Annotated in this window: 24 protein-coding genes; 11 read left to right on the top strand and 13 right to left on the bottom strand. The window is 73.6% G+C overall.

Translation table 11 applies throughout. From position 1 onward, the window contains the following. The first annotated feature begins 2 nt into the window (after positions 1-2). On the top strand, positions 3-557 hold the full coding sequence (locus HAV39_RS32960) for a YbaK/EbsC family protein (RefSeq protein WP_191843082.1): 555 nt from the start codon (positions 3-5) through the stop codon (positions 555-557). Between the two features lie 44 nt (positions 558-601). Here the strand turns inward: HAV39_RS32960 and HAV39_RS32955 are convergent, their stop codons facing one another. Further along, positions 602-1,318 carry a hypothetical protein gene (locus HAV39_RS32955; protein ID WP_191843081.1) on the bottom strand — a complete coding sequence of 239 codons (717 nt, stop codon included), beginning with the start codon at positions 1,316-1,318 and terminating at the stop codon, positions 602-604. A gap of 154 nt (positions 1,319-1,472) precedes the next feature. On the opposite strand from HAV39_RS32955, the gene HAV39_RS32950 reads away from it, so the two are divergent. The 3 genes from HAV39_RS32950 to HAV39_RS32940 all read left to right on the top strand — a co-directional run bounded on the left by HAV39_RS32950 (position 1,473) and on the right by HAV39_RS32940 (position 4,014). Beyond that, complete coding sequence (locus HAV39_RS32950; RefSeq protein WP_239120668.1) at positions 1,473-1,922, top strand: DUF3307 domain-containing protein; 450 nt, start codon at positions 1,473-1,475, stop codon at positions 1,920-1,922. Between the two features lie 79 nt (positions 1,923-2,001). Next, the gene (locus HAV39_RS32945) at positions 2,002-2,958 is read left to right on the top strand and encodes a phosphotransferase (RefSeq protein WP_191843080.1); all 957 of its coding nucleotides are present in this window, start codon (positions 2,002-2,004) and stop codon (positions 2,956-2,958) included. A gap of 132 nt (positions 2,959-3,090) precedes the next feature. Beyond that, positions 3,091-4,014 carry a 2-hydroxyacid dehydrogenase gene (locus HAV39_RS32940; protein WP_191843079.1) on the top strand — a complete coding sequence of 308 codons (924 nt, stop codon included), beginning with the start codon at positions 3,091-3,093 and terminating at the stop codon, positions 4,012-4,014. Positions 4,015-4,083: 69 nt separating this feature from the next. On the opposite strand, the gene HAV39_RS32935 is transcribed toward HAV39_RS32940, so the two are convergent. Beyond that, positions 4,084-5,703: a gluzincin family metallopeptidase gene (locus tag HAV39_RS32935; RefSeq protein ID WP_191843078.1), complete on the bottom strand. Its 1,620-nt coding sequence runs from the start codon at positions 5,701-5,703 to the stop codon at positions 4,084-4,086. 93 nt (positions 5,704-5,796) lie between these two features. Between HAV39_RS32935 and HAV39_RS32930 the strand changes: the two genes are divergently transcribed. Next, positions 5,797-6,828, top strand: coding sequence for a prenyltransferase (locus tag HAV39_RS32930; protein WP_191843077.1), 1,032 nt, complete (start codon positions 5,797-5,799; stop codon positions 6,826-6,828). Here HAV39_RS32930 and HAV39_RS32925 read toward each other — a convergent pair. The 4 genes from HAV39_RS32925 to HAV39_RS32910 all read right to left on the bottom strand — a co-directional run bounded on the left by HAV39_RS32925 (position 6,825) and on the right by HAV39_RS32910 (position 10,500). Next, entirely contained in the window at positions 6,825-6,980 is a 156-nt protein-coding gene (locus tag HAV39_RS32925; protein ID WP_191843076.1) for a hypothetical protein, read from the bottom strand. The genes HAV39_RS32930 and HAV39_RS32925 overlap by 4 nt on opposite strands. Positions 6,981-7,172: 192 nt before the next feature. Then, entirely contained in the window at positions 7,173-7,919 is a 747-nt protein-coding gene (locus tag HAV39_RS32920; RefSeq protein WP_191843143.1) for a succinate dehydrogenase/fumarate reductase iron-sulfur subunit, read from the bottom strand. A gap of 11 nt (positions 7,920-7,930) precedes the next feature. Then, positions 7,931-9,871 carry a fumarate reductase/succinate dehydrogenase flavoprotein subunit gene (locus tag HAV39_RS32915; RefSeq protein WP_191843075.1) on the bottom strand — a complete coding sequence of 647 codons (1,941 nt, stop codon included), beginning with the start codon at positions 9,869-9,871 and terminating at the stop codon, positions 7,931-7,933. Then, a complete protein-coding gene (locus HAV39_RS32910; RefSeq protein WP_239120676.1) occupies positions 9,868-10,500 on the bottom strand; it encodes a succinate dehydrogenase cytochrome b subunit in 633 nt (210 codons plus the stop codon). The genes HAV39_RS32915 and HAV39_RS32910 overlap by 4 nt, the downstream gene beginning before the upstream one ends. A gap of 343 nt (positions 10,501-10,843) precedes the next feature. Here HAV39_RS32910 and HAV39_RS32905 point away from each other — a divergent pair, with 343 nt between their 5' ends. From HAV39_RS32905 to HAV39_RS32895, 3 genes are read left to right on the top strand one after another with little or no spacing between them, the layout of a single operon-like run. Next, the gene (locus HAV39_RS32905) at positions 10,844-11,926 is read left to right on the top strand and encodes a MerR family transcriptional regulator (protein ID WP_191843073.1); all 1,083 of its coding nucleotides are present in this window, start codon (positions 10,844-10,846) and stop codon (positions 11,924-11,926) included. Next, a complete protein-coding gene (locus HAV39_RS32900) occupies positions 11,923-13,239 on the top strand; it encodes an MFS transporter (protein WP_191843072.1) in 1,317 nt (438 codons plus the stop codon). Before HAV39_RS32905 ends, HAV39_RS32900 begins: the two co-directional genes overlap by 4 nt. 9 nt (positions 13,240-13,248) lie before the next feature. Beyond that, on the top strand, positions 13,249-14,184 hold the full coding sequence (locus tag HAV39_RS32895; protein WP_191843142.1) for a LysR family transcriptional regulator: 936 nt from the start codon (positions 13,249-13,251) through the stop codon (positions 14,182-14,184). A gap of 71 nt (positions 14,185-14,255) precedes the next feature. On the opposite strand, the gene HAV39_RS32890 is transcribed toward HAV39_RS32895, so the two are convergent. Next, positions 14,256-15,068 carry a GNAT family N-acetyltransferase gene (locus HAV39_RS32890; protein ID WP_191843071.1) on the bottom strand — a complete coding sequence of 271 codons (813 nt, stop codon included), beginning with the start codon at positions 15,066-15,068 and terminating at the stop codon, positions 14,256-14,258. A 149-nt stretch (positions 15,069-15,217) separates the two neighbouring features. Here HAV39_RS32890 and HAV39_RS32885 point away from each other — a divergent pair, with 149 nt between their 5' ends. After that, positions 15,218-15,991, top strand: a complete 774-nt coding sequence (locus HAV39_RS32885) for a hypothetical protein (protein WP_191843070.1) — start codon at positions 15,218-15,220, stop codon at positions 15,989-15,991. Then, complete coding sequence (locus HAV39_RS32880) at positions 15,988-16,320, top strand: winged helix-turn-helix domain-containing protein (RefSeq protein WP_239120669.1); 333 nt, start codon at positions 15,988-15,990, stop codon at positions 16,318-16,320. The genes HAV39_RS32885 and HAV39_RS32880 overlap by 4 nt, the downstream gene beginning before the upstream one ends. 19 nt (positions 16,321-16,339) lie before the next feature. On the opposite strand, the gene HAV39_RS32875 is transcribed toward HAV39_RS32880, so the two are convergent. After that, positions 16,340-16,906, bottom strand: a complete 567-nt coding sequence (locus HAV39_RS32875) for a nucleoside deaminase (RefSeq protein WP_191843069.1) — start codon at positions 16,904-16,906, stop codon at positions 16,340-16,342. 104 nt (positions 16,907-17,010) lie between these two features. Here HAV39_RS32875 and HAV39_RS32870 point away from each other — a divergent pair, with 104 nt between their 5' ends. Beyond that, positions 17,011-17,976, top strand: a complete 966-nt coding sequence (locus HAV39_RS32870) for an antibiotic biosynthesis monooxygenase (RefSeq protein WP_203736325.1) — start codon at positions 17,011-17,013, stop codon at positions 17,974-17,976. A gap of 21 nt (positions 17,977-17,997) precedes the next feature. Here the strand turns inward: HAV39_RS32870 and HAV39_RS32865 are convergent, their stop codons facing one another. From HAV39_RS32865 to HAV39_RS32845, 5 genes are all read right to left on the bottom strand, one after another. Further along, a complete protein-coding gene (locus HAV39_RS32865) occupies positions 17,998-20,736 on the bottom strand; it encodes a molybdopterin-dependent oxidoreductase (protein WP_191843068.1) in 2,739 nt (912 codons plus the stop codon). A gap of 5 nt (positions 20,737-20,741) precedes the next feature. Further along, positions 20,742-21,560, bottom strand: a complete 819-nt coding sequence (locus HAV39_RS32860; RefSeq protein WP_191843067.1) for an FAD binding domain-containing protein — start codon at positions 21,558-21,560, stop codon at positions 20,742-20,744. A gap of 87 nt (positions 21,561-21,647) precedes the next feature. Continuing rightward, positions 21,648-22,304 (bottom strand): nucleotidyl transferase AbiEii/AbiGii toxin family protein, encoded by a 657-nt coding sequence (locus tag HAV39_RS32855; protein WP_191843066.1) that lies wholly within the window; start codon positions 22,302-22,304, stop codon positions 21,648-21,650. Positions 22,305-22,317: 13 nt separating this feature from the next. Further along, the gene (locus HAV39_RS32850) at positions 22,318-22,668 is read right to left on the bottom strand and encodes a hypothetical protein (protein WP_191843065.1); all 351 of its coding nucleotides are present in this window, start codon (positions 22,666-22,668) and stop codon (positions 22,318-22,320) included. 112 nt (positions 22,669-22,780) lie between these two features. Further along, positions 22,781-23,689 (bottom strand): pentapeptide repeat-containing protein, encoded by a 909-nt coding sequence (locus HAV39_RS32845; RefSeq protein ID WP_191843064.1) that lies wholly within the window; start codon positions 23,687-23,689, stop codon positions 22,781-22,783. Between the last annotated feature and the right edge of the window lie 37 nt (positions 23,690-23,726).

Genomic DNA, 23,726 nt, shown 5'->3' with positions numbered 1-23,726 from the left:
GCATGTCTGCTGCACCCATCGGGAACTTCGAGGCGGCCTGGCCCGCCGTGGACCGTGCCGATCTCGTCGCCGCGCCCGTGGCCAAGGCCCTGGCCGGCTGGTCGGGCGCCGAGCCGGTCGAGTCGGTCCTGGTCGTCGACACCGACCCGGAGCTGGCCGACACCGGGAACTTCGGCGAGGCGTACGGGGTCGCGCCGGAGCTGTCCGCGAACTGCGTGGTGGTGGCCGCCAAGCGCGGGCAGGACGTGACCTACGCCGCCTGCATGGTGCTGGCCAGCACCCGCGCCGACGTCAACGGCCTGGTCCGCAAGCACCTCGGGGCGCGTAAGGCGTCGTTCGCGCCGATGGACGAGGCGGTGTCGCTGACCGGGATGCAGTACGGCGGCATCACCCCGATCGGCCTGCCCGACAGCTGGCCGGTGCTGGTCGACGCCGCCGTCGCCGACGCGCCGTACGTGGTGATCGGCTCCGGCAACCGCCGCGGGAAGATCATCGTGCCGGGCAAGGTGCTGGCCGGGCTGCCCGGCGCGACCGTGCTGGAAGGTCTGGGACTGTAACGCGGGGCTCGGGCCGCCGACGCGGGCGGCCCGAGCGCCACGGTTCAGTTCGGCAGGGCCGCCAGCAGGCCGAGCAGCTCCCACCGCTCGGCCTCGGTCAGCGCCTGGTAGATCGGCTCGTCACGCCGGTTGGTGTCGTGCTCGATCGACACCCGCAGCGGGTCCCCGGGCTCCAACGCGTGCAGCTGCTCCACGGTCAGCCCGGCGGCGGCCCAGGCGGCCCGGTGGGCGTCGCCGCGGTGGTGACGCAGCGCACCCAGACGGGTGCTGACCTGCAGCGCGTACGACGCACCCGCCAGCTCGTACACCGGAGCGGCGGCACGGAACGCCGGCCCGCCGGTGGCCTCGCCGGCCTTGAGCAGCACGCCGAGCAGCTCGGCCAGCCGTGGCAGGACCGCCTCGCCGGGCAGCGCCCCACGGAACGTCTGCGCCCAGTGCTCCTGCGCCGCATCGGCGATCACTCGCTGCAGAGCCAGAGTGAAGGTGTGTCCGGTGTCGGTCAGCGACCAGTTGCCGGCGTCGTCGACGGCCATGATGCCCTGGGCCAGCTCGTCGCTCATGTCCCCGCCCGCGTAGGCGGTCACCGCGGCGAAGCCGTCGGCCGGCAGCGGCCGGGCGAGCAGGCCGAAGTAGAAACTGCTGTTGAGGCCCTGGCGCAGCCCGGTCTGCTCAATCAGTTCCCGCAGCCGGGGACGTGCCGCGGCACGCATTCCGATGTAGACGCGGTCGATCGCGGGCCGGACGAGCGCGGCGTACGACATGTGGACTCCCCGTGGTCGTAGTGAATCCGACACCTTACCCAGCCGGACGGCTGAGTTCCAGGCCACATTCCACGCTCACTCCGTAGTGCAGCACACATCGAAAGTGTCGGCTGGATCGCAGCAGAGCGTGTCGTCGCGAGCCACCATGGAGGGCATGTCCTCCGTTCCCGATCCGATGGTGGTGGCCCGCGCGGCCACCTTCGCCGTCGTGCTCCTCGTGCTGTACGTCGGGCACCAGCTCGGCGACCACGTCGCGCAGACCGACCGGCAGGCGGAGGGCAAGGCGGCGGCCGGCCGGCGCGGCTGGGCCGCGATGGCCGGGCACCTCGCCGGATACCACGTGACCATGGTCGTGCTGCTGATCGGCACGACGGCGGTGCTGCGGCTGCCGCTGTCGGGCTGGGGCATCGCCGCCGGCCTGGCCTTCTCCGTGGCGACCCACGCGCTGCTGGACCGCCGCTGGCCGGTGCGGGCGCTGCTGCGGGCCACCGGCTCCCCCCGCTTCGCCGAGCTGACCACCCCGGTCTGCGGCATGTACGCCGCCGACCAGGCCCTGCACCTGCTCGCCCTGCTCGTGTCGGCACTGCTCGTGGTCGCGATCTAGCCCGATCGCGGCGGTGGTGGACACCGGCCCGCGGAATATCACGGGCGGCGCTGATCAACGCGCCGGTAGCCTGCCGGGCATGGACAACACCGTGACACCCGACTGGGCGCAGGTCCTGGCCTGGATCGACGAGTCCCTGGCCGGAGCCGGGCTGCGGGCCGCCGGGCCGGTCGAGCAGACCCGGGTGCGGCCGTGGTCCGTGCTCGCCACGGTGCCCGTCGGCGGGCGCACCGTGTGGTTCAAGGCCAACGGCCACTGCTCGACGTACGAGGCGCGCCTGCTCGACGCGCTCGGCCGGTGGGCGCCGGGCCGGGTCCTGGAACCCATCGCGATCGACAGCGAGCGCGGCTGGTCACTGCTGCCCGACGGCGGCAAGACGCTTCGTGAGGTCGCCGCCGACGACCCGGCGCACTGGGAGGACCTGCTGGCCCGGCACGCCGAGCTGCAACGCGACCTGGCTCCCCGCGCGGCCGAGATGATCGCCCTGGGCGTGCCCGACATGACCGCGGCACAGCTGCCCGGCCACTTCACGGCCCTGCTCGACGACCCGCTCGTCGGCGGTTCGCTGACCGCCGAGAAGATCGCGCTGCTGCGGGCGTACGAGCCGCGGTACCGGCTGCTGTGCGAGCGGGTCGCCGCGAGCGCGGTGCCCGTGACCGTCCAGCACGACGACCTGCACGACGCGAACGTGCTGGTCGGTGACGGGTACCGGTTCTTCGACTGGGGTGACGCGTCGGTGGCGCACCCGTTCGCGGTGCTGCTCATCGCGATGCGGATCGCCGCGGACCGCTACGACCTCAAGCCCGGCGACCCGGTGCTGACCCGGCTGCGCGACGCCTACCTGGAGCCGTGGACCGGGTACGGCACCCGTGCCGAGCTGGCCGCCGAGGTCGAGCCCGCGGTGCAGGCCGCCAAGGTGAGCCGGTCCCTGTCCTGGCAGCGCTCCCTGGCCGACGCCGACCCCGCTTCGCTGGTCGAGTACGGTCCCGCCGTGCCCGGCTGGCTCGAGGAACTGCTCGTCCCCAACGTCCTCTGAACCGGCGCTCGGCCTCGCCGGTGGCTTTCGGCGGCCGGGACGCCTGCGGCCGGGCAAGGTCACCGGTGCGGCCTGCCGGCCCGGTCGGCCGACAGCCGCCTGGCGGCGAGCGGTGGCCGATAGCGTGAGAGCGTGCGGATGTGGATCGCCCATGAGGCCGGCCGGGAGTTGATGGGACCGCTGCCGGCCGGTGTCGAGGTGGCGGTGCTGCCGGCGGTCGACGCGCCGCCGCCCGGTGACCCCGCGGCGGTCGAGTTCTGGGTGCCGCCCAACGTGAGCAGCCCCGGGCTCGTGGCCCTGGCCGGGCCGATGACCGGCCTGAAGGTGGTGCAGCTGCTCTCGGCGGGGGCCGACGCGTGGATCGGGCGGCTGCGCGAGGGCGTGACGCTGTGCGACGCGCGCGGCGTGCACGACCCGAACGTCGCCGAGTGGGTCGTCGGCGCGATCATCGCGTCGGTGCGCCGCTTCGACCACTTCGCGCGTGCGCAGGCCGCGCACCGGTACGCCGCCGCCGAGGTCACGCCCACCGACGAGCTGACCGGCAAACGTGTCCTGATCGTCGGTGCGGGCTCCATCGGCGCGGCGACCGCGGCCCGGCTGGCCCCGTTCGACGTGCGGGTGACCAGCGTGGCGCACACCGCCCGCGACGGCGTGCACGGCGTCGCGGACCTGCCCCGGCTGCTGCCGGACGCGGACGTGGTGGTGCTGCTCGTGCCACTGACCGCGCAGACCGAAGGGCTGGTCGGCGCCGCGTTCCTGGCCGCGATGCCCGACGGGGCGCTGCTGGTCAACGCCGCCCGCGGGCGGGTGGCCGACACTGCGGCGCTGACCGCGGAACTCGCGAGCGGGCGGCTGCGCGCGGCGCTGGACGTGACCGACCCCGAACCGCTGCCGCCCGACAGCCCGCTGTGGGACATGCCGAACGTGCTGCTGACCCCGCACATCGCGGGCGCGGTGCAGGGCACGGTGCCGCGCGCGTACCGGCTGGTCGGCGCCCAGGTGCGCCGCTACCTCGCCGGCGAACCGCTGGACAACCAGGTCCGTGGCGGCTACTGACCCACCCGGACCCGCTCACCACACGGCGCGTGCAGGTGAGGCGACGCGGCGGCCTGCGCGCTGTGGCGATCAGGCCGCTCGGTGCAGTTCGGCGAGCAGGGCGGCCGCGGACGGCGGGCGGTCGAGCAGGTCGCGCAGCACGTCGCCGGAGGAGCGGGCCAGGCCGAAGCGGTAGACGTGCTCGCTGACCCAGGCGTACCAGCCGGGATCACCGGTGGTCCAGTCGCCGCGGGCGGCCCGTACGGCGGCGCGCAGGTCGGCGGCGAGGATCGGCCCGAGCGCGTAGTTGACCATGTAGCCGGGTTCCTGGACGAGCTGGCCGCGCATCGCCCACCAGGACAGCTCCGGGTGCGCGACGACGCCGAGGTAGGTAGAGGTCAGCTCGGCCCACACGTCGTTCGGGCGGCGCGCCGGGTCGGCGTGCAGCCGGATCTCGAACAGGGCCCAGCACACGTCGAGCATCACGTCGGCGTACCGGTCGCGCAGCGCGGTCCGCGCCGGCACGCTCGCACCCAGCCAGTGCTCATGCCAGGCGGGTTCGGCGGTGTCCAGCGCGGTCAGCTCGGCGATCGCCTCGGTCAGCGCGTCGCTGTCGGGCCAGTCCGCGTACGCGGGACGGGCCGTGATCGCGGCGACGTGCAGCGCGTGGCCGGTCTCGTGGATCAGCTCGGTGAGTTCACCCAGCCCGCCCGCGGTGTACGTGCCGAGCACCCAGGGCACGGCCCGGGTCCACCCGCCGGGGGTCTCGCGGGGGCGGGACCCGAACGTCGTGTACGCCACCGGCACCGGCGGCCGGTCCGGCCGGGTGGTCACGTCGTAGCGCACGCCCAGCTCAGCCGGGTCCGCGCCGAGCGCGGCGTGGTACGCGTCGGACAGCGGGCGCAGCCGGTGCAGCGGGATCGCCGACCGCAGCGCCCGCGCGGTCGTGCCGTACGTGTGCCACCAGTCCCACGGCTCGATCGGCGGGCCGCCCGCGGTGATCGCGCGCCATGTCTCCAGGATCGCGACCAGCGCCGGTTCGACCTGCGACACGGCTATGCCGAGGGCGGCCGCGTTCGCGGCGACGGGCGAGCCGTGCGCCCAGCGCCGGGCGCTGTGGGCCAGCAGCCGCCGGTACGGGCTGTCGTCGCCGTCGCCGTCGATCGACTGCCAGACCGGGCGCAGCGTGTGGAACAGGCGGCGGCGCCGCTCGGGGTCGGGTTCGTCGCCGAGGCCGCCCAGCACCGCCAGCCGGGTCAGTGTCCGCCCGTCGTGCTCCACAGCGGCCTGCCGGGCGCTGTAGTCCTGCTCGATCGTGTCCCTGAGCTCGTCGAACTCGGCGCTCGGACGCGCCTGCGGGTGTTCGGCCGATGCTGCCGGATCGGCCGCGGACAGCTCGGCCCACCGCCGCATGATCTCCATCGCGCGGCGGTCGGCGGTGTCCGGCGGCGCCGAGCACTCGGCGGCCTGCCCGTCGGCGGTGAGCACCGCGCAGTCGGCGGTCTGCCGGAGGGCTGCGTGCCGCGTGGTGCGGTCGGTGTCCAGACCGACGGCGGACAGGGTGGCGAGCAGGTGGGTGCGGCTGGCCGCGGCCTCCTCGGCCAGGCCCGGTTCCGCCGTGCCGAGGGCCTCGGCGAGCTCCAGCCGGTCGGCGAGCTCGCGGGCGTGCAGGTAGCAGCGCTCGGCGGCGGTGACGGCGGGGTCGGACATGGCCGCGACGATAGCCGAGCATGATCGCGTCCGTTCGACGCAGGCCGCCGCGGACCGTGTACCGGCCGGGGTCCGCGGCGGTACAGTCCGGCCGTGACGGCTGAGACTTCTCCGCTCCCGCTCAAGGCGCGCCTGGCGGCGTGGCGGTACGCGTTCCTCACCACGAACCCGCCCGAGCAGGGTGTGGTCGACGGGGTCACCCGCTGGCTGGTGGTGACCCGGGCCGGGGTGCTGCCGATGACGCTGACCTCGGGCCTGATGGCGGTGCTGCTGGCCGCGGTGTCCGACGCCGCCGTCGACTGGCTGAACGTGACCCTGGCCGTGGTCGGCATCGTGGTCGCGCACCTGGCCAACAACCTGATGAACGACCTGGCAGACACCGAGGTCGGCAACGACACCGCGGACTACCCGCGGGCGCTGTACGCCCCGCACCCGATCCTGGCCGGGCTGGTCACCAAACGGCAGTTGATCGCGGGCATCCTGCTCTGCCAGGTCGTCGACCTCGTCATCATGGTCACGCTGGTGGTGCGGCAGGACTGGTGGATCGTCGCGTTCGCGGTCGGAGGGCTGTTCCTGTCGTACGCGTACACGGCACCGCCGCTGCGGTTGAAGAAGGTCGGGCTCGGCGAGCTGGACGTGCTGCTCACCTGGGGTCCGCTGATGGTCGGCGGGGTGTACTACGCGGGCACCGGCACGCTGCCGTGGCAGGTCCTGGCCGCCGCGACGGTGTACGCGCTGCTGCCGACGACGGTGCTGATGGCCAAGCACATCGACAAGCTGCCCTACGACGGCCCGGCGGGCACGAAGACGTTCCCGGTGCTGATCGGCGAGCGGGCCGCCAAGCGGCTGACCCAGGCGATGATGGTCGCGTTCTACGTCGGCGTGGCGGTGCTGGTGGCGGTCCGGGCACTGCCGTGGCCGGCGCTGCTGGTGCTGCTCGCGGTGCCGATGCTGGTCAAGGTGGTGCGGGCGTTCGACCAGCCGGTGCCCGCCGAGCCGCCCGCGGACAACCCGGTGTGGCCGCTGTGGTGGGCCCCGATCGCGTTCCTGCACACGCGCCGGGCCGGCGGCCTGCTGATCCTCGGCCTGCTGGGCTGGGCGGTCTGGCTCGCGGTGCGGGGCTAGCGGGCGAGCACCGAGGCCGGCGGCAGGCCGGCCGGCTCGGCAGGCACGCCCACGTCGGCGAGACTGCGCAGGATCCTGGTCGCGACGACGCAGATCGTCACCGCGAGGATGAGGGACAGCACCGCGGAGATGGCTACTGCGACGGGCGACATTTGTGGCCGGCTCATACCCGCCCTTCGGCGTCGATGGGGACGAATCCGGTCACCGTAGCGGACTGTCGGGCGTCATGCTGACCCGCCGGGCACAGCCGCCGGGTGTACGAGCAGAGGCCTGTGCGTCCGGGGATGCGTATCCCCAGATGCACAGGCCTCTGGCACGAATACCGCCGGTTGGGCGGCGCGGACTCAGCTGGCGGCGCGCAGCGCCTGGCGGTAGTCCTTGTTGAGGCGGGCGATGGTTTCGAGGGGGATGCCCTTCGGGCACACCGAGGTGCACTCGCCGGTGTTGGTGCAGCCGCCGAACCCGGCCTCGTCATGCGCGTTGATCATGTCGATGACGCGGGCGTTGCGCTCCGGCTGGCCCTGCGGCATCAGGCCCAGGTGGGTGATCTTCGCGGCGGTGAAAAGCATGCCCGAGCCGTTCGGGCACGCCGCCACGCAGGCGCCGCAGCCGATGCAGGTCGCGGCCTCGAAGGCGGCGTCGGCATCTTCCTTGGGCACCGGGGTGGCGTGCGCGTCCGGCGCGGAGCCGGTCGGCGCGGAGATGTACCCGCCCGCCTGAATGATCTTGTCGAACGCGCGGCGGTCCACGACCAGGTCCTTCACGACCGGGAACGCGGCGGCCCGCCACGGCTCGATGTCGATCGTCTGGCCGTCGGTGAAGTGCCGCATGTGCAGCTGGCAGGTGGTGGTCGCCTTCTCCGGGCCGTGCGGGATCCCGTTGATGACCAGGCTGCACATGCCGCAAATGCCCTCACGGCAGTCGTGGTCGAACGCGACCGGGTCCTCGCCGTCGAGCGTCAGCCGCTCGTTGAGCACGTCGAGCATCTCGAGGAACGACATGTCCGGGGAGACGTTCTGCAGCGGGTAGGTCACCATGCTGCCCTTGTCCGCCGCGTCGGCCTGCCGCCAGATGCGCAGCTTCAGGCTCATCAGCTTCTCGGTCACTTGTAGCTCCGCTGGCTCGGGTGTACGTAGTCGAAGGTCAGGTCCTCCTTGTGCAGGACCGGCAGGTCGCCGCCGAACTCCCAGGCCGCGACGTAGCTGAAGCGCTCGTCGTCGCGGTCGGCTTCGCCCTCCTCGGTCTGGCTCTCGGCGCGGAAGTGACCGCCGCAGGACTCCTCGCGGTGCAGCGCGTCGATGCACATCAGCTCGGCCAGCTCGAAGAAGTCGGCCACCCGGCCGGCCCGCTCCAGGGACTGGTTCAGGCCCTCACCGTCGCCGGGCACCTTGGCCCGCTGCCAGAACTCGGCCTTCAGCTCGCGGATCTCGGTGATCGCCTTGCGCAGGCCGGCGTCGGTGCGCTCCATGCCGCAGTACTCCCACATGATGCGGCCCAGCTCGCGGTGGAAGGAGTCGACGGTGCGGTCACCGTTGATCGACAGCAGCTTCTCGATGCGGTCCTCGACCAGCTTGCGCGCCTCGGCGACCTCGGCGTTCTCGCCGTCCAGCTTCGGGAACGGGCCCGCGGCCAGGTAGTCGCCGATGGTGTTCGGCAGCACGAAGTAGCCGTCGGCCAGGCCCTGCATCAGCGCGGACGCGCCCAGGCGGTTGGCGCCGTGGTCGGAGAAGTTCGCCTCGCCGATCACGAACAGGCCCGGGATCGTCGACTGCAGGTCGTAGTCCACCCACAGGCCGCCCATGGTGTAGTGCACGGCCGGGTAGATGCGCATCGGCGTGGAGTACGGGTCCTCGCCGGTGATGCGCTCGTACATCTCGAACAGGTTGCCGTACTTGGCCTCCACCGCGTCGCGGCCCAGGCGGCCGATCGCGGCGGCGAAGTCCAGGTAGACGCCCAGGCCGCCGGGGCCGACGCCGCGGCCCTCGTCGCAGACGTTCTTCGCGGCCCGCGAGGCGATGTCACGCGGCACCAGGTTGCCGAACGCCGGGTAGATGCGCTCCAGGTAGTAGTCGCGCTCGTCCTCGGGGATGTCGGCCGGGACGCGGTTGTCGCCCTTGGCCTTGGGCACCCACACGCGGCCGTCGTTGCGCAGCGACTCCGACATCAGGGTCAGCTTCGACTGGTGGTCGCCGGACACCGGGATACACGTCGGGTGGATCTGCGTGTAGCACGGGTTGGCGAACAGCGCGCCCTTGCGGTGCGCCCGCCACGAGGCGGTGACGTTGCAGCCCTTGGCGTTGGTCGACAGGAAGAACACGTTGCCGTAGCCGCCGGAGGCGAGCACCACGGCGTCGGCGAACTCGGTGCTGATCTCACCGGTGACCAGGTCGCGCACCACGATGCCGCGGGCCCGGCCGTCCACGATGATCAGTTCGAGCATCTCGTGCCGGTCGTGCATCGTGACGGTGCCGGCCGCGATCTGGCGCTCCAGCGCCTGGTACGCGCCGAGCAGCAACTGCTGGCCCGTTTGGCCCCGGGCGTAGAAGGTCCGGGAGACCTGCGCGCCGCCGAAGGAGCGGGTGTCGAGCAGGCCGCCGTACTCGCGGGCGAACGGCACGCCCTGCGCCACGCACTGGTCGATGATCTGCACGGAGATCTGCGCCAGGCGGTGCACGTTCGACTCGCGGCTGCGGAAGTCGCCGCCCTTGACGGTGTCGTAGAACAGCCGGTGCACCGAGTCGCCGTCGTTGCGGTAGTTCTTGGCGGCGTTGATGCCGCCCTGCGCCGCGATGGAGTGCGCGCGGCGCGGGGAGTCCTGGTAGCAGTACGACTTGACCTGGTAGCCCAGCTCGCCCAGCGTCGCCGCGGCCGAGCCGCCGGCCAGGCCGGTGCCGACCACGATCACGGTGAGCTTGCGCTTGTTGGCCGGGTTGACCAGCTTCGCGCCGAAGCGCCGGCGCTCCCAGCGGGTCTCGATCGGGCCGTCGGGGGCCTTGGTGTCGGCGACCGGGTCGCCGAGGGTGTAGTAGTCCGTCATGGTCATTTCACCAACCCTGTGAGTACGGCGAACGGGACGACGAGGAAGCCCGCGCAGGTGACGAAGGCGATGGCGAACGCGGTGCCCTTGAGCACCCGCTCGCGGCGGGCGTTGCTGACGCCGAGGGTCTGCAGCCCGCTCCAGATGCCGTGGCGCAGGTGGAACCCGAGCGTGACCACGGCCAGGACGTAGAAGGCGGTGACGTACCAGCGCTCGGGGGCGAAGCCCTGCACCACGGCCGCGTTGGCCTGGGCGGGGTCGGCGACCGGGTTGAACGTCCGGGTGGTCAGGTCCAGGATGTGGTAGACCACGAACAGGAAGACGATCACCCCGCCCCAGCGCATGGTGCGCGCGGCGTAGCTGCCCTGGACCGGCTTGCGGTGAGCGTACTTGACCGGGCGGGCCTTGCGCGCGCGGATCGTCAGCACCGCCGCCGACCAGACGTGCAGCGCCAGCGCGACCAGCAGGCCGACCCGCTGGATCCACAGGAAGCCCGAGTGCGGCAGCAGCGGCGCGCCGATCTCGCGCAGCCAGTGCGCGTAGTGGTCGAAAGCCTCCGCGCCAAAGAAGATCTTGAGATTGCCGGCCATGTGCGCGAGCAGGAACAGCACGAGGGCTGCGCCCGAGGTCGCCATGATGACCTTGAGGCCGACCGATGAACGGAAAAGTCCAGGTCGGGAGAGGGTCTGATTCGCTACTGCCACGCCACGGAGGCTAGGGCGAAGTGGATCAGGCGTCCAATGCATGGCGCCTGCGGTGTCGATAGCCGTGGACTATCTGGAAACGCGCTGAAGAGCTGAACGCCCGCTGTAAACGTGCTCCCGCCAGCGGCGGCGTGCCCGCCACCACGCCGTGACCTGTGATGCATCACTCAGAGCGTGGTCAAACTCACTGCCCGAAACGGCTGCTCCCGAGCTGGACCTTGACCCTGGGACAGGGCCCAGCATGATGGGCGGGCCATCACGGAGGGAGCCGGGAGTGCAGCTGCTGACCATCGGCGCGTTCGCGCGCGCTGCCGGGCTGTCGGCGAAGGCCCTGCGCCTCTACGACGAGCTGGGGCTGCTGCCCCCGGCTGCCGTCGACGCCGAGACCGGATACCGCTTCTACGATCCCGGCCAGCTCGAACGCGCCCGGTTCATCGCCTCGCTGCGCCGGCTCGACATGCCGCTGGCGCGCGTCCGCCGGATCTGCGAGCTGCCGCCGCAGGACGCGGCAGCCGAGGTCGGCCGGTTCTGGGCGCAGGTCGCCGCCGACACCGCCGCCCGCGAGCAGCTCGCCGCGCTGCTGGTCGGCCGCCTGACGGCACAGGCGGACCAGGCCGGACCCGTGCCGGAGCTCAGCCTGCGTGCCGCGGCGCGCTCGGCCGTCGGGCTCGTCCGCGACACCGACGAGGACGTCGCGTACGCCGGGACGCGCCTGCTCGCCGTCGCCGACGGTATGCGCGGCACGGCCGGGGCACGGGCCGCCGAGGCTGCCGTCGCCGCGCTGCACCGCCTCGAAACCCGCTCGGGCGACGATCCCGGCGCGCTGCTCGACGTGCTCGCGGCCGCGTTCGACGACGCCGACGTCGCGGTCCGGTCCGTGGCGCGAGGCGACCACGGCCACCGGGACACGGGCCGGGCCGTGACCACGCTGACCGCGCTGCTGTGGACCGGTTCGCACATCGGACTCGCCCACGTCGGCGACACCCGCGCCTACCGGCTGCGCGACGGGGGCCTGCGGCAGCTCACCGGCGACCACAGCTGGGTGCGCGAGCAGCTCGACCTGGGCCGGCTCAGCCACGAGGAGGCCGCCGCGCACCCGCGGCGCTCGCTGCTCACGGCCGCGCTCGACGGCGGCGGGACGCGGCCCGAGCTGGCCCTGCACCCGGCCGCCGCCGGGGACCGCTACCTGCTGTGCACCGACGGGCTGTGGAGCATCGTGGCGACCGCGACCCTGCGGACCGTGCTGTGCGGCTGCGCCGACCCCGCACAGGCCGCCGACGAGCTGGTCGCGGCCGCATACGCGGCGGGTGCACCGGACAACGTGGCCTGCGTCGTCGCCGACGTCACGGCATCATGAGGCTCGGGGCGTACGCGGTCGACCGGCGGCCCCTGGCCGTTCCCGCGTTCCGGCGGCTGTGGGCCGCGTCGGCGGTGTGCGCGGTGGGCGGCTCGTTCAGCGGCGTCGCCGTGCCGACGCAGCTCTACACCCTGACCGGCTCGTCGGCGACGGTCGGGGCGGCCGCCGCGGTGTCGTTCGGCGCGCTGGTCGTCGCCGCGCTGTGGGCCGGGGCGCTGGCCGACCGGGTCGACCGCCGGCCGCTGCTGCTGGCCGGACAGGGCGCGCTCGCGGTGACGTACCTGGGGCTGTGGGTCCAGGCGGCGCTCGGCGGGTCCGTCGCCGCGGTGCTGGTCCTGGTGGCGTGCCAGGGACTGGGCTTCGGCGCGGTCATGGTGACGACCGGCGCGGTGGTGCCCCGGCTGGTGCCCGCGGAGCTGCTGTCCGCGGCGACCAGCCTCAGCTCGCTGGTCCGCTATGGCGGCGCGATCGCCGGGCCGGTGCTGGCCGGGGCGCTGATCCCGCTGCTGGGCCTCGACACGCTGTACCTGCTCGACGCGCTCGCCCTGGCCGCCATGCTGTGGGCCGTGCACCGGCTCCCGCCGCTGCCGCCCCTCGCGGCATCCGGCCTGGCGGCGCAGCGCGGGGTCGGCGCGCGGCGGCCGTCGACCGTGGGGCAGGTGCTGGACGGGTTCCGGTATCTGCTGCGCCGGCGGCTGCTGGTCGCGGTGCTGGCCGTCGACCTGGCGGCGATGGTCTTCGGGCTGCCGTTCTCGCTGTTCCCGGAGCTGGCCCAACAGGCGTTCGGCGGGGCCGCGGGCGGCGGCGTCGAGCTGGGGCTGCTGTACGCCGCGTACCCGGTGGGGGTGTTCGCGGCCGGGCTGTGCTCTGGCGTGTTCACCCGGTTCCGGCGGCACGGGGCGCTGATGGCGGGGGCCGCGGCGGCCTGGGGCGTGGCCGTCGTGCTGCTGGCGCTCGCCCCGCGCCTGGGGCCGGCACTGGCCGCGCTGGCGGCGGGCGGCGCGGTGAACTTCGTGCTCAGCACCTGCCGCAACGCCATCTCGCAGGCGTACACCGACGACGCGTTGCGGGGTCGGATCTCCGGTTCGCTGACCGTGGTGGTGATGGGCGGCCCGCAGCTCGCCCACGTGCTGCACGGCGCGGCTGCCGCCATCGCCGGGCCGCGGGCCGCGATCGCGGCGGGCGGCCTGCTGGCGGTGGCCGCGGTCGCGACGATCGTCCGTGTCGTCCCGGAGCTGTGGACCTACGCGGTCGCGGCGAGCACTCCGGCACCGTCCGCCGCGATGACGGCATCGCCGGGGCGCAGACCATAGCTGTACGCTATCGAGGTGCAGTTGCAGCAGCTCAAATATTTCGTGGCGGTCGCCGAGACGCGGCACTTCACCCAGGCGGCCGAGCAGGCCGGGGTGACCCAGCCGTCGCTGAGCAAGCAGATCCACGTGCTGGAGACCGAGCTGGGCGCGCCGCTGTTCACCCGCTCGCGGGGCAACATCATGCTCACCCCGGCCGGGGAGGCGCTGCTGCCCCGGGCCCGGCGCATCCTCGCCGACGTCGAGACGGCCCGGCTGGAGGTCCAGGAGCTGATCGGGGTGCGCCGCGGCCGGCTGCGCCTGGGCGCCACGCCCAGCCTGTGCACCAGCCTGGTGGCCCCGGTGCTGCGCCGCTACCAGGAGGGCTATCCCGGCGTACGCCTCATGCTCGAGGAGGGCGGCTCGCAGGACCTCGTCGGCAAGCTCGCCCGCGGCGGCCTGGACCTGGCCCTGATCGTGCTGCCGGAACACGGCACCGACCCGGCCCTGCGGGCCGAGCCGATCCTGCGCGAGAGCCTGGTCGTCGCGTCCTCGACGACGCTGCCCGCACCGACCGAGGCAGGCACGCTGCGCCTGTCCGAACTCGACGGGCAGCCGCTGGTCATGTTCCGCCCCGGCTACGACCTGCGCGACGCCACCCTGGAGGCCTGCCGCCGCGCGGGCTTCACGCCGACGTTCGCGATCGAGGGCGGCGAGATGGACGCCGTGCTCGGCTTCGTCGAGGCCGGCCTCGGCGTCGCCCTGGTGCCGTCCCTGGTCCTGTCCGGCCGCACCCGCCTGCGCTCCACCCCCCTGGCTCCCCCGGGCGTGCAGCGCACCATCGCCCTGGCCCACCGGCGCGACGTGACCCCCACCCACGCCGCCCGCGCCCTGCGCGAGGTCCTGCTCGCCTACGTCCACGAGGAATCCGCCTGGTCCCGCCTCCCCACCGGCGTGGAACCCATCTAAGGCGAAGGAAGGGCACCTTCTTATCGGATTCCGATGTAGAAGGTGCCCTTCCCAACCTCGCGGAGCGCTGATCAGGCCGGAGGGTCGGCGATGCAGGCGGTGGCGACGCGGACGAAGCCCTGCCGCTGGTACACGCGGGCCACGTCCTCCGACGCCGCGGACAGGAAGACGGTGCGCACGCCCTGGTCGAGGGCGTGGCGGGCGAGCAGCGCGGTGACCGCCCCGCCGAGGCCGCGGCGGCGCGCCGACGGCAGCGTGGCCACCCCGACGATCTCGGCGACGTCACCCGCGCGCTGGTAGAGGCCGCTGGCCGCCGGTCCCTGACCGGGCAGCTCGGCGAGGGCGTTGGCGCGTACGCCGCTACGGATGTCGGCCAGCTGCCGGGCGAGCTGCTCGGCGTCCGGAGCGCTCAGCGCGGCGTCGCGCTCGGCCGGTCCGGCGTCCCCGGCCGCCGTGCCCGGCGAGCCGAACCCGACGTGGGCCACGGCGCTGATCGCGGCGAGGTCGGCGGCGGCGTCCGGGGCGTCCGCGTCGACGATACGCGCGGATCCGGTGGCCGCGGCGAGCCGGGCGGGGTCGAGCACGAGCAGCGGGGCGCGCAGCACCGACAGCCCGGCCGCCTCGGCGAGCGGCAGCAGGCCGGGGGTGGTCTCGTCGACCCACTCGAACGCCTCGGGCACGCCGAGTTCGCGCTGGCGGGCGCGTACGGCGGCGAGGTCGGCCGCGGTCGGGGCCGGCCCGCCCAGCACCGGTCGGGCGTAGAACGGGTACGGCGTGCTCTGCCGCAGGAACAGTTCGAGGCCGCCGTGCCGCTCCACGGCGGCCCGGTCACGGGGCACGGCGTCGTAGAAGCGTTCCAGGCGGTTCAGCAGATCGTCGGTCACCGGCTGAGGCTAGTGCGAGCCAGATGCCGCGTCGCGCGGTTTACCCGGCGTGCCGGGTGTCGCCCGACGGATAAAGGGGCTGCGCCTCTTGCGATCGCCATGTACTTTGCATTACAAAGTTCTTGGCGACAGTTGAAGGGAGTCCGGCGATGACGACACCGGCGACCGCGCACCCCGAGCAGATGCTCGACGAGGTGCGCAGAGTCCGCGAGCAGGCCCGCAGGCAGGCCCACGCCGGGGCGTGGTTCCCGGTGGCCGCGCTGGCGGTGCTGCTGCTGGCCAGCATCAGCCTCTACGAGGTGCCGTTCGCGCAGGTCGACGCGGTGGGCCTGTACTCCCCCTGGGCGGGCCTGCCCGCCACGCCGCGCAGCGAACTGGCGTCCTACCTGTTCTGGTTCATCGGCACCCCGCTCACCATCGCTCTGATCGGCGCCTGGTATCGCTGGCGCGCCCGCCGGGTCGGAGTCCGGGTGCCCTGGCGCTGGTTCGCGGTCACGGCCATGGGCGCCCTGCTCGCGCTGGCCGTGATCGCGGCCATGCCGGTCGACCGGCCCGCCGATGCGCAGCAGATGGGGTCCTACGCGGCGGTCCCGCTCCTGGAGCAGGTCAGAATCGGGCTGTTCACGCCGCTGATGCCGATCGCGCTCGCGATCGTGGTGCTCGGCTGGGCCGAACGCAGCCGGGCCGTGGCGCTGTCCGGCCTCTGGGTCGGTGCGATCACCTGGTGGCAGTGCTCGCAGGGCCTGGGCCGGCTGGCCGGCTGGCAGGCGTGGGTGCTCGGCGGGTTCGAGGGTCCGGCGCTGGGCGGCGAGCTGACCCTGTTCGGGCTCAACCGCCCCGGGCCGACGCTGATCCTGATCGCGCTGCCGCTGCTGGTCTTCGCCACGGTGCGGGCGGTACGCACCCGCGGCGGCCTACGGTGAGCGGCGACGACACGACGCACCCGGCACTGGCCCTGGACGAGACCGTCCACCAGCGCTTCCGGCTGGGCATCATGGCCGTGCTCGCCGAGACCGCCGAGTGCTCCTTCACGACCCTGCGCGACCAGCTCCAGCTCAGCGACGGCAACCTGAGCCGGCACCTGCGGGTGCTGGAGGAGGCGGGGCTGGTCGAGATCCGCAAGGGATACGAGGGCCGCAAGCCCTGCACCTGGCTCAAACTGACCCGCCAGGGCGCCGCCGCGCTCCGCCAGGAGATCGCCGCCCTGGAACAGCTCGTCGCACGCATGCGCGCCACCGACCCCCTGCGCTGACCAGGCGCCCTTCCTTCGGTCAGTACGCGTGGTGGTCAGGCTTGTCGAGCCACGCTTGGTAGACCACCGCACCCAGTTCGGGGTGGAGCTGCTCCAGGTGGATGCGGCGCTGGTCGGGGGGTCGGGCGAAGTCCTCGTACTGGAAGGCGTCGTCGAAGCCGATCTTCCGGGTGGCTTCCACGTCGCAGCTGTAGTAGACGGCGTCGATGCGGGACCAGTAGATGGCGCTCATGCACATCGGACACGGCGCGCCGCTGGTGTAGATCGTGCAGCCCATCAGCATCCTGGCCCGGCGCGGCAGCGGATCGGGCGAGCCCTCGGGGCGCTCGACGTAGGCCAGGGTCGACTCGTCCTGGTGGTCCTCCGGGATGGACGGGGCCTCGGGGTTGAGCACCTGGACGGCCTTGCGGATCGCCTCGACCTCGCCGTGCGCGGTCGGATCTCCGGTGAGCAGGACCCGGTTCTGCCCTCGGGCGATGATCTCGCCGTCTCGGGCGATCACCGCGCCGAAGGGGCCGCCCCAGCCGCGCTCCACCGACTCCGCCGCCATGCGTACGGCCTCGGCCAGGAGCTCTTTGTGGTCCATCGCGCGCCTCCCGTCGACGGCCCCCCCGCGCTCCACCTTAGTGTCCATCATGTTCGGTTCACTCTGATTGCACGATAAGTGCCGCTTGTGTAGGCTAGTTGATCGTGGAGTCACGGGTGGACCCGGCGACGGGCGGGCCTGCCGCCAGTGCGACCGTCGTCATCACCCAGCACGTCACCGCGGGCCGCGAGGACGAATACCAGCCCTGGCAACAGCGGACCATCGAGGCCGCCGGCCGGTTCGACGGCTTCGAGAACGCCGAGATGTGCCCGCCGGACACCGGCGGCGAGCGGGTCGTGGTCTTCCGCTTCACCACCGTCGAGCAGCTGACCGCCTGGATGCAGTCCGACGTGCGCCGCCGGCTGCTCGACGAGGGTGCGGGCCTGTTCGACGCCCCGCCCGCCGTCGAGGTGCTCGTCGGCGAACCGCCCGCCCGGGACGTGGTCACCGCGGTCGTGTCACACGACGTGCTGCCGGGCCGGGAGCAGGCGTTCGCGCGCTGGCAGGACCGGATGAGCCAGGCGCAGGAGCGGTTCCCCGGATATCTGGGCAGCGAGCTGTTCCCGCCCGTGCCCGGCGTCCAGGAGCACTGGGTCACGCTGCTGCGCTACGACACCGCCGCGCACCTGACCGCATGGCTGGAATCGGACGCGCGCGCCAGGCTCCTGCACGAGGCCGGCCGGATCCTGCGCCGGCCCTTCGACCTGCACACGATCCGGTCGCCGTTCAGCGGCTGGTTCGGCTTCGGCGGCGCGCCCGCGGCGGTGCCCAGCTGGAAGCAGGCGATGGCGGTGCTGCTCGCCCTGTTCCCGACCGTGACCCTGCTGTACTACGTCGGCGCTCCCCTGCTCCGGGCGCTGCAGGTCACCGGTGCGTTCGCCATCTTCGTCAGCAACGTGCTCAGCAGCGTCATCCTCACCTGGCTGCTGATGCCGCTGGTCAACCGGGCCCTGGCGTTCTGGCTGCTGCCGCACGGTCCGCACCGGGTCCGCACCGACGTCGCCGGCGCGGCCGTCGTCGTGGCCTGCTACGCGGTGCTGATCGCGGTGTTCACCGCCCTGTTCGGCTGAGCGGCGGCCCACCGCCGGGCCTCATTCGTGCGGGTGCACCCCGGCGGTGTGCGCGGGCGGGATCTCCGCACCGGCGGCGATGCTCAGGCAGACGCGGTCGCGGGTCAGCGGCAGGGCGCCGAAGCGGATCCCGGTGGCGTCGCGGACCGCGTTGGCCAGCGCCGGAGCCACCGGGTTGAACGGGCTCTCGCTCATCGACTTCGCGCCCAGCGGGCCGAGCCGGTCGGCGGTGTCGGCGAAGCGCACCTCGGTGTGCGGCACGTCACCGAACGCCGGGACGTGATAGTTGCGGAAGGTCTCCGTGGTGACCCGTCCGGTGTCGTCGAGCACCATCGACTCGTACATCGCCGCGCCCAGTGCCTGGGCGACGCCGCCCTCGACCTGCCCGCGGCACTGCATCGGGTTGACCACGCGCCCGGCGTCGGCCGCGTGCACGCTCTGCAGGATCCGGATCTCGCCGGTGCCGGGATGCACCGCCACCCGGAATCCGTGCACGTTGAACGCCACCGACCGCGGCGAGCCGTCGCACCCGCCCTCACCGGCCGGCGACCAGCCGCCCTGCGCGAGGTCGGCGAGCGGCACGGGCACACCGCCGCAGCGCACCGCGTCGCCGTCCAGCGCGCAGGCCGCCGGGTCCACGCCGGTGCGGGCCGCGGCCGCGGCGACGAGCTGATCCCGCAGCGCCTGCGCGGCGCGGGTCGCGGCCAGCCCGGCGACCACGATGCCGGTCGACCCGAAAGCCCCGGTGTCGTACGCGACGACGTCCGTGTCGGCCTGCCGCAGCCGGATCCGGTCGGCGCTCGTGCCGAGCACCGTCGCGGCGAGCTGGCGGTGCACCGTGGAGGTGCCGTTGCCGAACTCGGCGGTGCCGACCGCGAGGTCGTACCCGCCGTCGGCGCGCAGGCTGATCCGGGCGCGGGACCGGTGCCCGTGCGGCGGCACCGTGTCGATCATCGCGAGCGCGACGCCCTGCCCGACCAGCCAGTCCGGCCCCGGGGCCGTGCGCTCGCCGCCGCGCAGCGCCGCGTCGACGAGCTGCAGACACTGGTCGAGGCCGTAGCTGCCGATCTCGACGTCCTCGGGTTCGGTGCTGTGGGCGATCATCGGGTCGTCGGGTCCGATGACGTTGCGCTGCCGGAACGCGATCGGGTCGATGCCCAGGGTGCGGGCCAGCTCGTCCATCGCCGACTCGATCGCGAAGATCGTCTGGCTGAGGCCGTAGCCGCGGAACGCGCCGGCGGGCACGGTGTTGGTGTAGACGGCGTACCCGTCGACCTTCTTGTTCGGGCACCGGTACACCGAGACCGCCTCGTGGCAGCTGTGGAAGATCGTGGCGGCGTGGTTGCCGTACGCCCCGGTGTTCGAGACGACGCGCAGTCGCAGGGCCGTCAGCGTGCCGTCGCGCCGCGCGCCCACCTTGATCTGCACGGTCGCCGGGTGGCGGGTCGTCGTGGCGGTGAACTGCTCCTGCCTGGTGAACTCCAGCTGCACCGCCCGGCCGGTGCGCAGCGTCGCCAGCGCGGCCAGGTCCTCGGTGAGCATCTCCTGCTTGGCCCCGAAGCCGCCGCCGACCCGGCCGCACGCCACCCGGACCGTCTGCTCGGGACGGTCGAACAGGTCGCACAGCGCGCCCCGGGTCAGGAACGGCACCTGGCTGCTGGTGCGCACGTCGAACCGGCCCGCCTCGTCCAGCCGGCTGATCGAGGCGTGCGTCTCCAGGTGGGCGTGCTGCACCCGGTGGGTGGTGAACGTGTGCTCGTACACCGCGTCGGCGGCGGCGAACCCGGCCTCGACGTCGCCGACCTCGCCGTGGACCTCGACCGCGATGTTGCGCTCCGCGCAGGCGATGCGCTGCTCGGCGCCCTTGCCCGGGTGCAGGGTCGGGGCGCCGGGCGCCATCGCCTGCTCGGCGTCGAACACCGCAGGCAGGACCTCGTAGTCGACGACCAGCCGCCGGCAGCCCTCCTCGGCGGCGGCGACGGAGTCGGCCAGCACCGCGGCCACCCGCTGGCCGACGAACCGCACCACGTCGTCGAGCAGGCGGGTGTCGGCCGGATCGTCGCGGGGGTCCTCGTGGCGGGCCGTGGAGTAGAGCTTGTCCGGCGAGTCCGCGTGCGTGAACACGGCCAGCACCCCGGGCACGGCGAGCGCCGCGCTCGGGTCGATCGACCTGATCCGGGCGTGTGCGTGCGGCGAGCGCAGCAGCTTCAGGTGCGTCAGCCCGTCGACCGCCACGTCGAGGGTGAACCGGGCCGTGCCGGTGACGACCGCTGGTCCGCCGGGCGCGGGCAGGTTGCGGCCGACCTGGTCACCGGGACCGGGCTGCTCGACGTGGGTCACCCCGGCGACGGCGTCGGCGACCGCGCGGTAGCCGGTGCACCGGCACAGGCTGCCCTTGAGCGCCCGGCCGAGGTCCTGGCGCTGCCGCTCGTCGAGCGCGGCCACCGTCATGATCATCCCGGCGGTGCAGAAGCCGCACTGGAAACCCTGCGCGTCGAGGAAGGCCTGCTGCACCGGGTGCGGCTCGTCGCCACGGGCGAGTCCTTCGATCGTCGTCACGCGGCGCCCGAGCGCGCGGAAGGCGGGCAGCAGGCAGCTGTGCACCGGTTGTCCGTCCAGGTGCACGGTGCACGCGCCGCAGTCGCCCGCGTCGCAGCCCTTCTTCACCCCGTACCAGCCCAGCTCACGCAGGTAGGTGCGCAGGCACTGCCCCGGGCGCGGCCGGGCGGTGAAGTTCGTGCCGTTGACCTCGACCGACATCGGTCTCACGCCTCCGGACCCAGCTCGCGGCTGATCTCCTCGGCGAACCGCAGGGTCATGTGCCGCCGCCAGGCCGGGCTGCCGTGCACGTCGTCGTAGTACAGCGGCGGGCCGATCGCCTGGTCGACCGCGGCGGCCAGCGCGTCCGGGCCGGGCACCGCCGGGAACCGCAGCTGGACCGGGCGCACGGTCGAGGCGGTCACCGTCAGCACGAAGGAGCCGGGCGTACGCGCGCCGACGAGCAGCGCCGCCGACCGGCCGTGCGGCGACAGCGAGATCTGGCGGAAGGCCGTCGTGGCGCGCAGGGCACGGTCCGGCAGGTGGATCGAGCGCAGCAGCTCGCCCCGGGCCAGCACGTTGCTCCGCGGACCGGTGACGAACGCGGCGGCGGGGACCTGCCGGCGGCCGCCGTCCGGGGTCCAGATCGTGCAGACGCCGTCCAGGGCCGCCGTCAACGAGATCATCGGGCCGGGTGGCAGCGACAGGCACAGGTTGCCGCCGACGGTCGCCTCGTTCCAGATCTTGAACGAGCCGAGCAGGGCGTGGCAGCAGTCGCGGATCAGCGGTCCCACCGGCCAGTGCGGTGGCAGCGGCAGCGCGTACAGCTGGGCCAGGGTGCACGTGGCGGCGATCTCCAGGCCGGTCTCGCCGGCGCGCAGCGGCTCCCAGCCGAACCCGGCCAGGTCGACCAGCCGCCGCAGGTGCGGCTGCGGCTCGGAGAACAGCCAGGTGCCGCCGGCCAGCCACGCGTCGCCCGGCTGCCAGGTCGCCTGGTCGGCCCGGGTGGGCGCCTCGACCACCGAGGTGATGGTGTTCAGGTCCATCCGCGTCCCCTCCGCCCGAGCGCCGCCCCTGCCAGATTCCCATCCGGTGGTCGGTCGGGGGCGGTAAACGGGACACGCGGCGAGCGGTCAGGCTGCGGCGCGGGGCCAGTCCGCGAACGCGGCGCGCACGGTCGCGCAGGCCTGCGGGGTGAGCCCGTACAGGTGCCGCCAGACGTCGTCGGCGAGGCGGTCCAGGCGGGCCATCGCGGCGGTGAAGTCCTCGTCGGACAGCGTCGGGTCGGCCCGCAGACCCAGTTCGACGAGCTGGTCGCGGGAGTAGTCGCGCAGCGCGCCCGCCACGTCGATGTAGTCGCGGGGCTCGGCCCGGGTCGCCAGCGCCGCGACCTTGCCGCCGAGCACGTCCTCGACGTGCAGCACCGGGCCGATGTCCATGACCACGGTGCCGCGGTTGCGGTCGAACCGGGCCAGGGTCAGCCGCATCACCGCGTCCCCGCGCACGATCTGGAACTCGACCAGCTCGTCGTCGAAACCGCCGAACACCTCGCCCAGGTCGTCGCCGTACGTGGTGACGTCCAGCCCGGCCGCGCGCAACGCCTGGGCGACCAGATCCCCGGCGGCGCGCACGCCGCCGTCGACGTCGGTGAACAGGTCCACGTCCTCGGTCGCGCGGTGCACGATGCCGTACAGATTGAGCGCGTGCCCGCCGCCGAGCGCGAACCCGTGCGCCTGTGCCACACCCAGCGCGATCCGGGCGACCTCGACCTGCAGTTCCTCGACCGTCATCCGGGGGCGTCCGTCACCGGGCGGCGACGGACGCGCGCAGCACCGGGTGGCGTTCCTCCCAGGCCCGGCGCACGCCGCGGGGCAGGAACAGCTGCGGCCACAGCCGGACCAGGGTCGGCCCGTCGAGCCAGGCCCGCAGCTCCTCGACGCTGCTCGCCTCGCGCAACACGGTCTCGTACATCCACTGCAGCAGGTGCGCGTTGTCCAGGTCGAGGTGGCGGTCGGCCTGCCAGAACAGCCGGTGCGGCAGCACCGCGACCCCCGACGTCGGCCCGGCCAGCGCGGCCAGGTCCGGGGCCACCAGCGCACGGCGGCCCGGCCGCGCGCTGGGGGGCGCGGCACTGCGGCGATCGCGGCGGTCCACACACTGAGGGTAGCGGCTCACGGACCCGGCGGGACAGCCGCTTGCCCCGCCGTCGCCCGGCGGTGGACGCCACCCGCACTGACCTCGGCGTTCGCGTGTGCCAACAGGGACCTCAGCGGCGGCGGGAGCTGCGGGCCGGGCGGGACCGTGACGGGCGGGCGGCGCTGGTGGCGTCGCCGGTGGCCGTGTGCGTCGCGGGCCAGTGGGCCGGGCGGGTGAGCGTGGGCGGCAGCAGCGTGCCGAGGTCGCCGCGGGCCGCGTCGAGCTGCGACTGGATCAGGTACAGGCAGCCGGTGAGGTCCGCGCCGCGGATGTCGGCCCCGCGCAGGTCCGCACCCAGCAGGTCGGCCCCGCGCAGATCCGCGCCGCGCAGATCCGCCCCGATCAGGTACGTGCCGCGCAGGCTCGCCCGGCGCAGGTCGGCCTCGCGCATGTCCGCGCCCATCAGATCGGTCCCGGACCGGTCGGGTCCGGGACCGCCGCCCCGCCCGCGGACCGCCGCGCTGGTCTGGCGCAGCAGGTCACCGGCCTCGCGGCGGCGCGCGTCGACGTCGAGCGCGGCCAGCTCGGCGGGCGTGCCACCGGTGAGCTGCTCGGTCTGCGCCAGCACCCGGGCCAGGTCCGCGCCCAGCGCTGCGCCGGGCCGCAGCGCCACCGCCTCGTGCAGGTAGTACAGCAGCTCGTGCAGGTGCCGCATGACCGAGAACGACGCGAACATGTCCCGGGCCGTCGCGGGCTCGGCACGCCAGTCGCGACCACCGAAGGTCACCTGGGCGACCTGCTGGCCCGCGCCGAAGCAGTCGAACACGGTGCACCCGGCGAAGCCGCGTTCGCGCAGCTGCGTATGGATGCCGCAGCGGAAGTCGCCCTGCAGGTTCGGGCAGGCCGTGCCCGCGGGCTTGTCGATCGCGAAGTCGCTGGAGCGCGCGAACGCGGGGGCCACGCAGCACAGCGCGAAGCAGCGCGAGCAGTCGGCGTGCAGGCGCTCCCGCCAGGGCTCGGCAGGCCGGTCGTCGGGCACGGTGGTGGCTCCTGAGCTGGGCTTTCCGTGGTCGGTT

Origin of the sequence: Catellatospora chokoriensis (genome assembly GCF_011297315.1) — a bacterium.
Taxonomy (GTDB): Bacteria; Actinomycetota; Actinomycetes; order Mycobacteriales; family Micromonosporaceae; genus Catellatospora; species Catellatospora citrea.
This window is presented reverse-complemented; position numbering and strand designations above follow the sequence as displayed.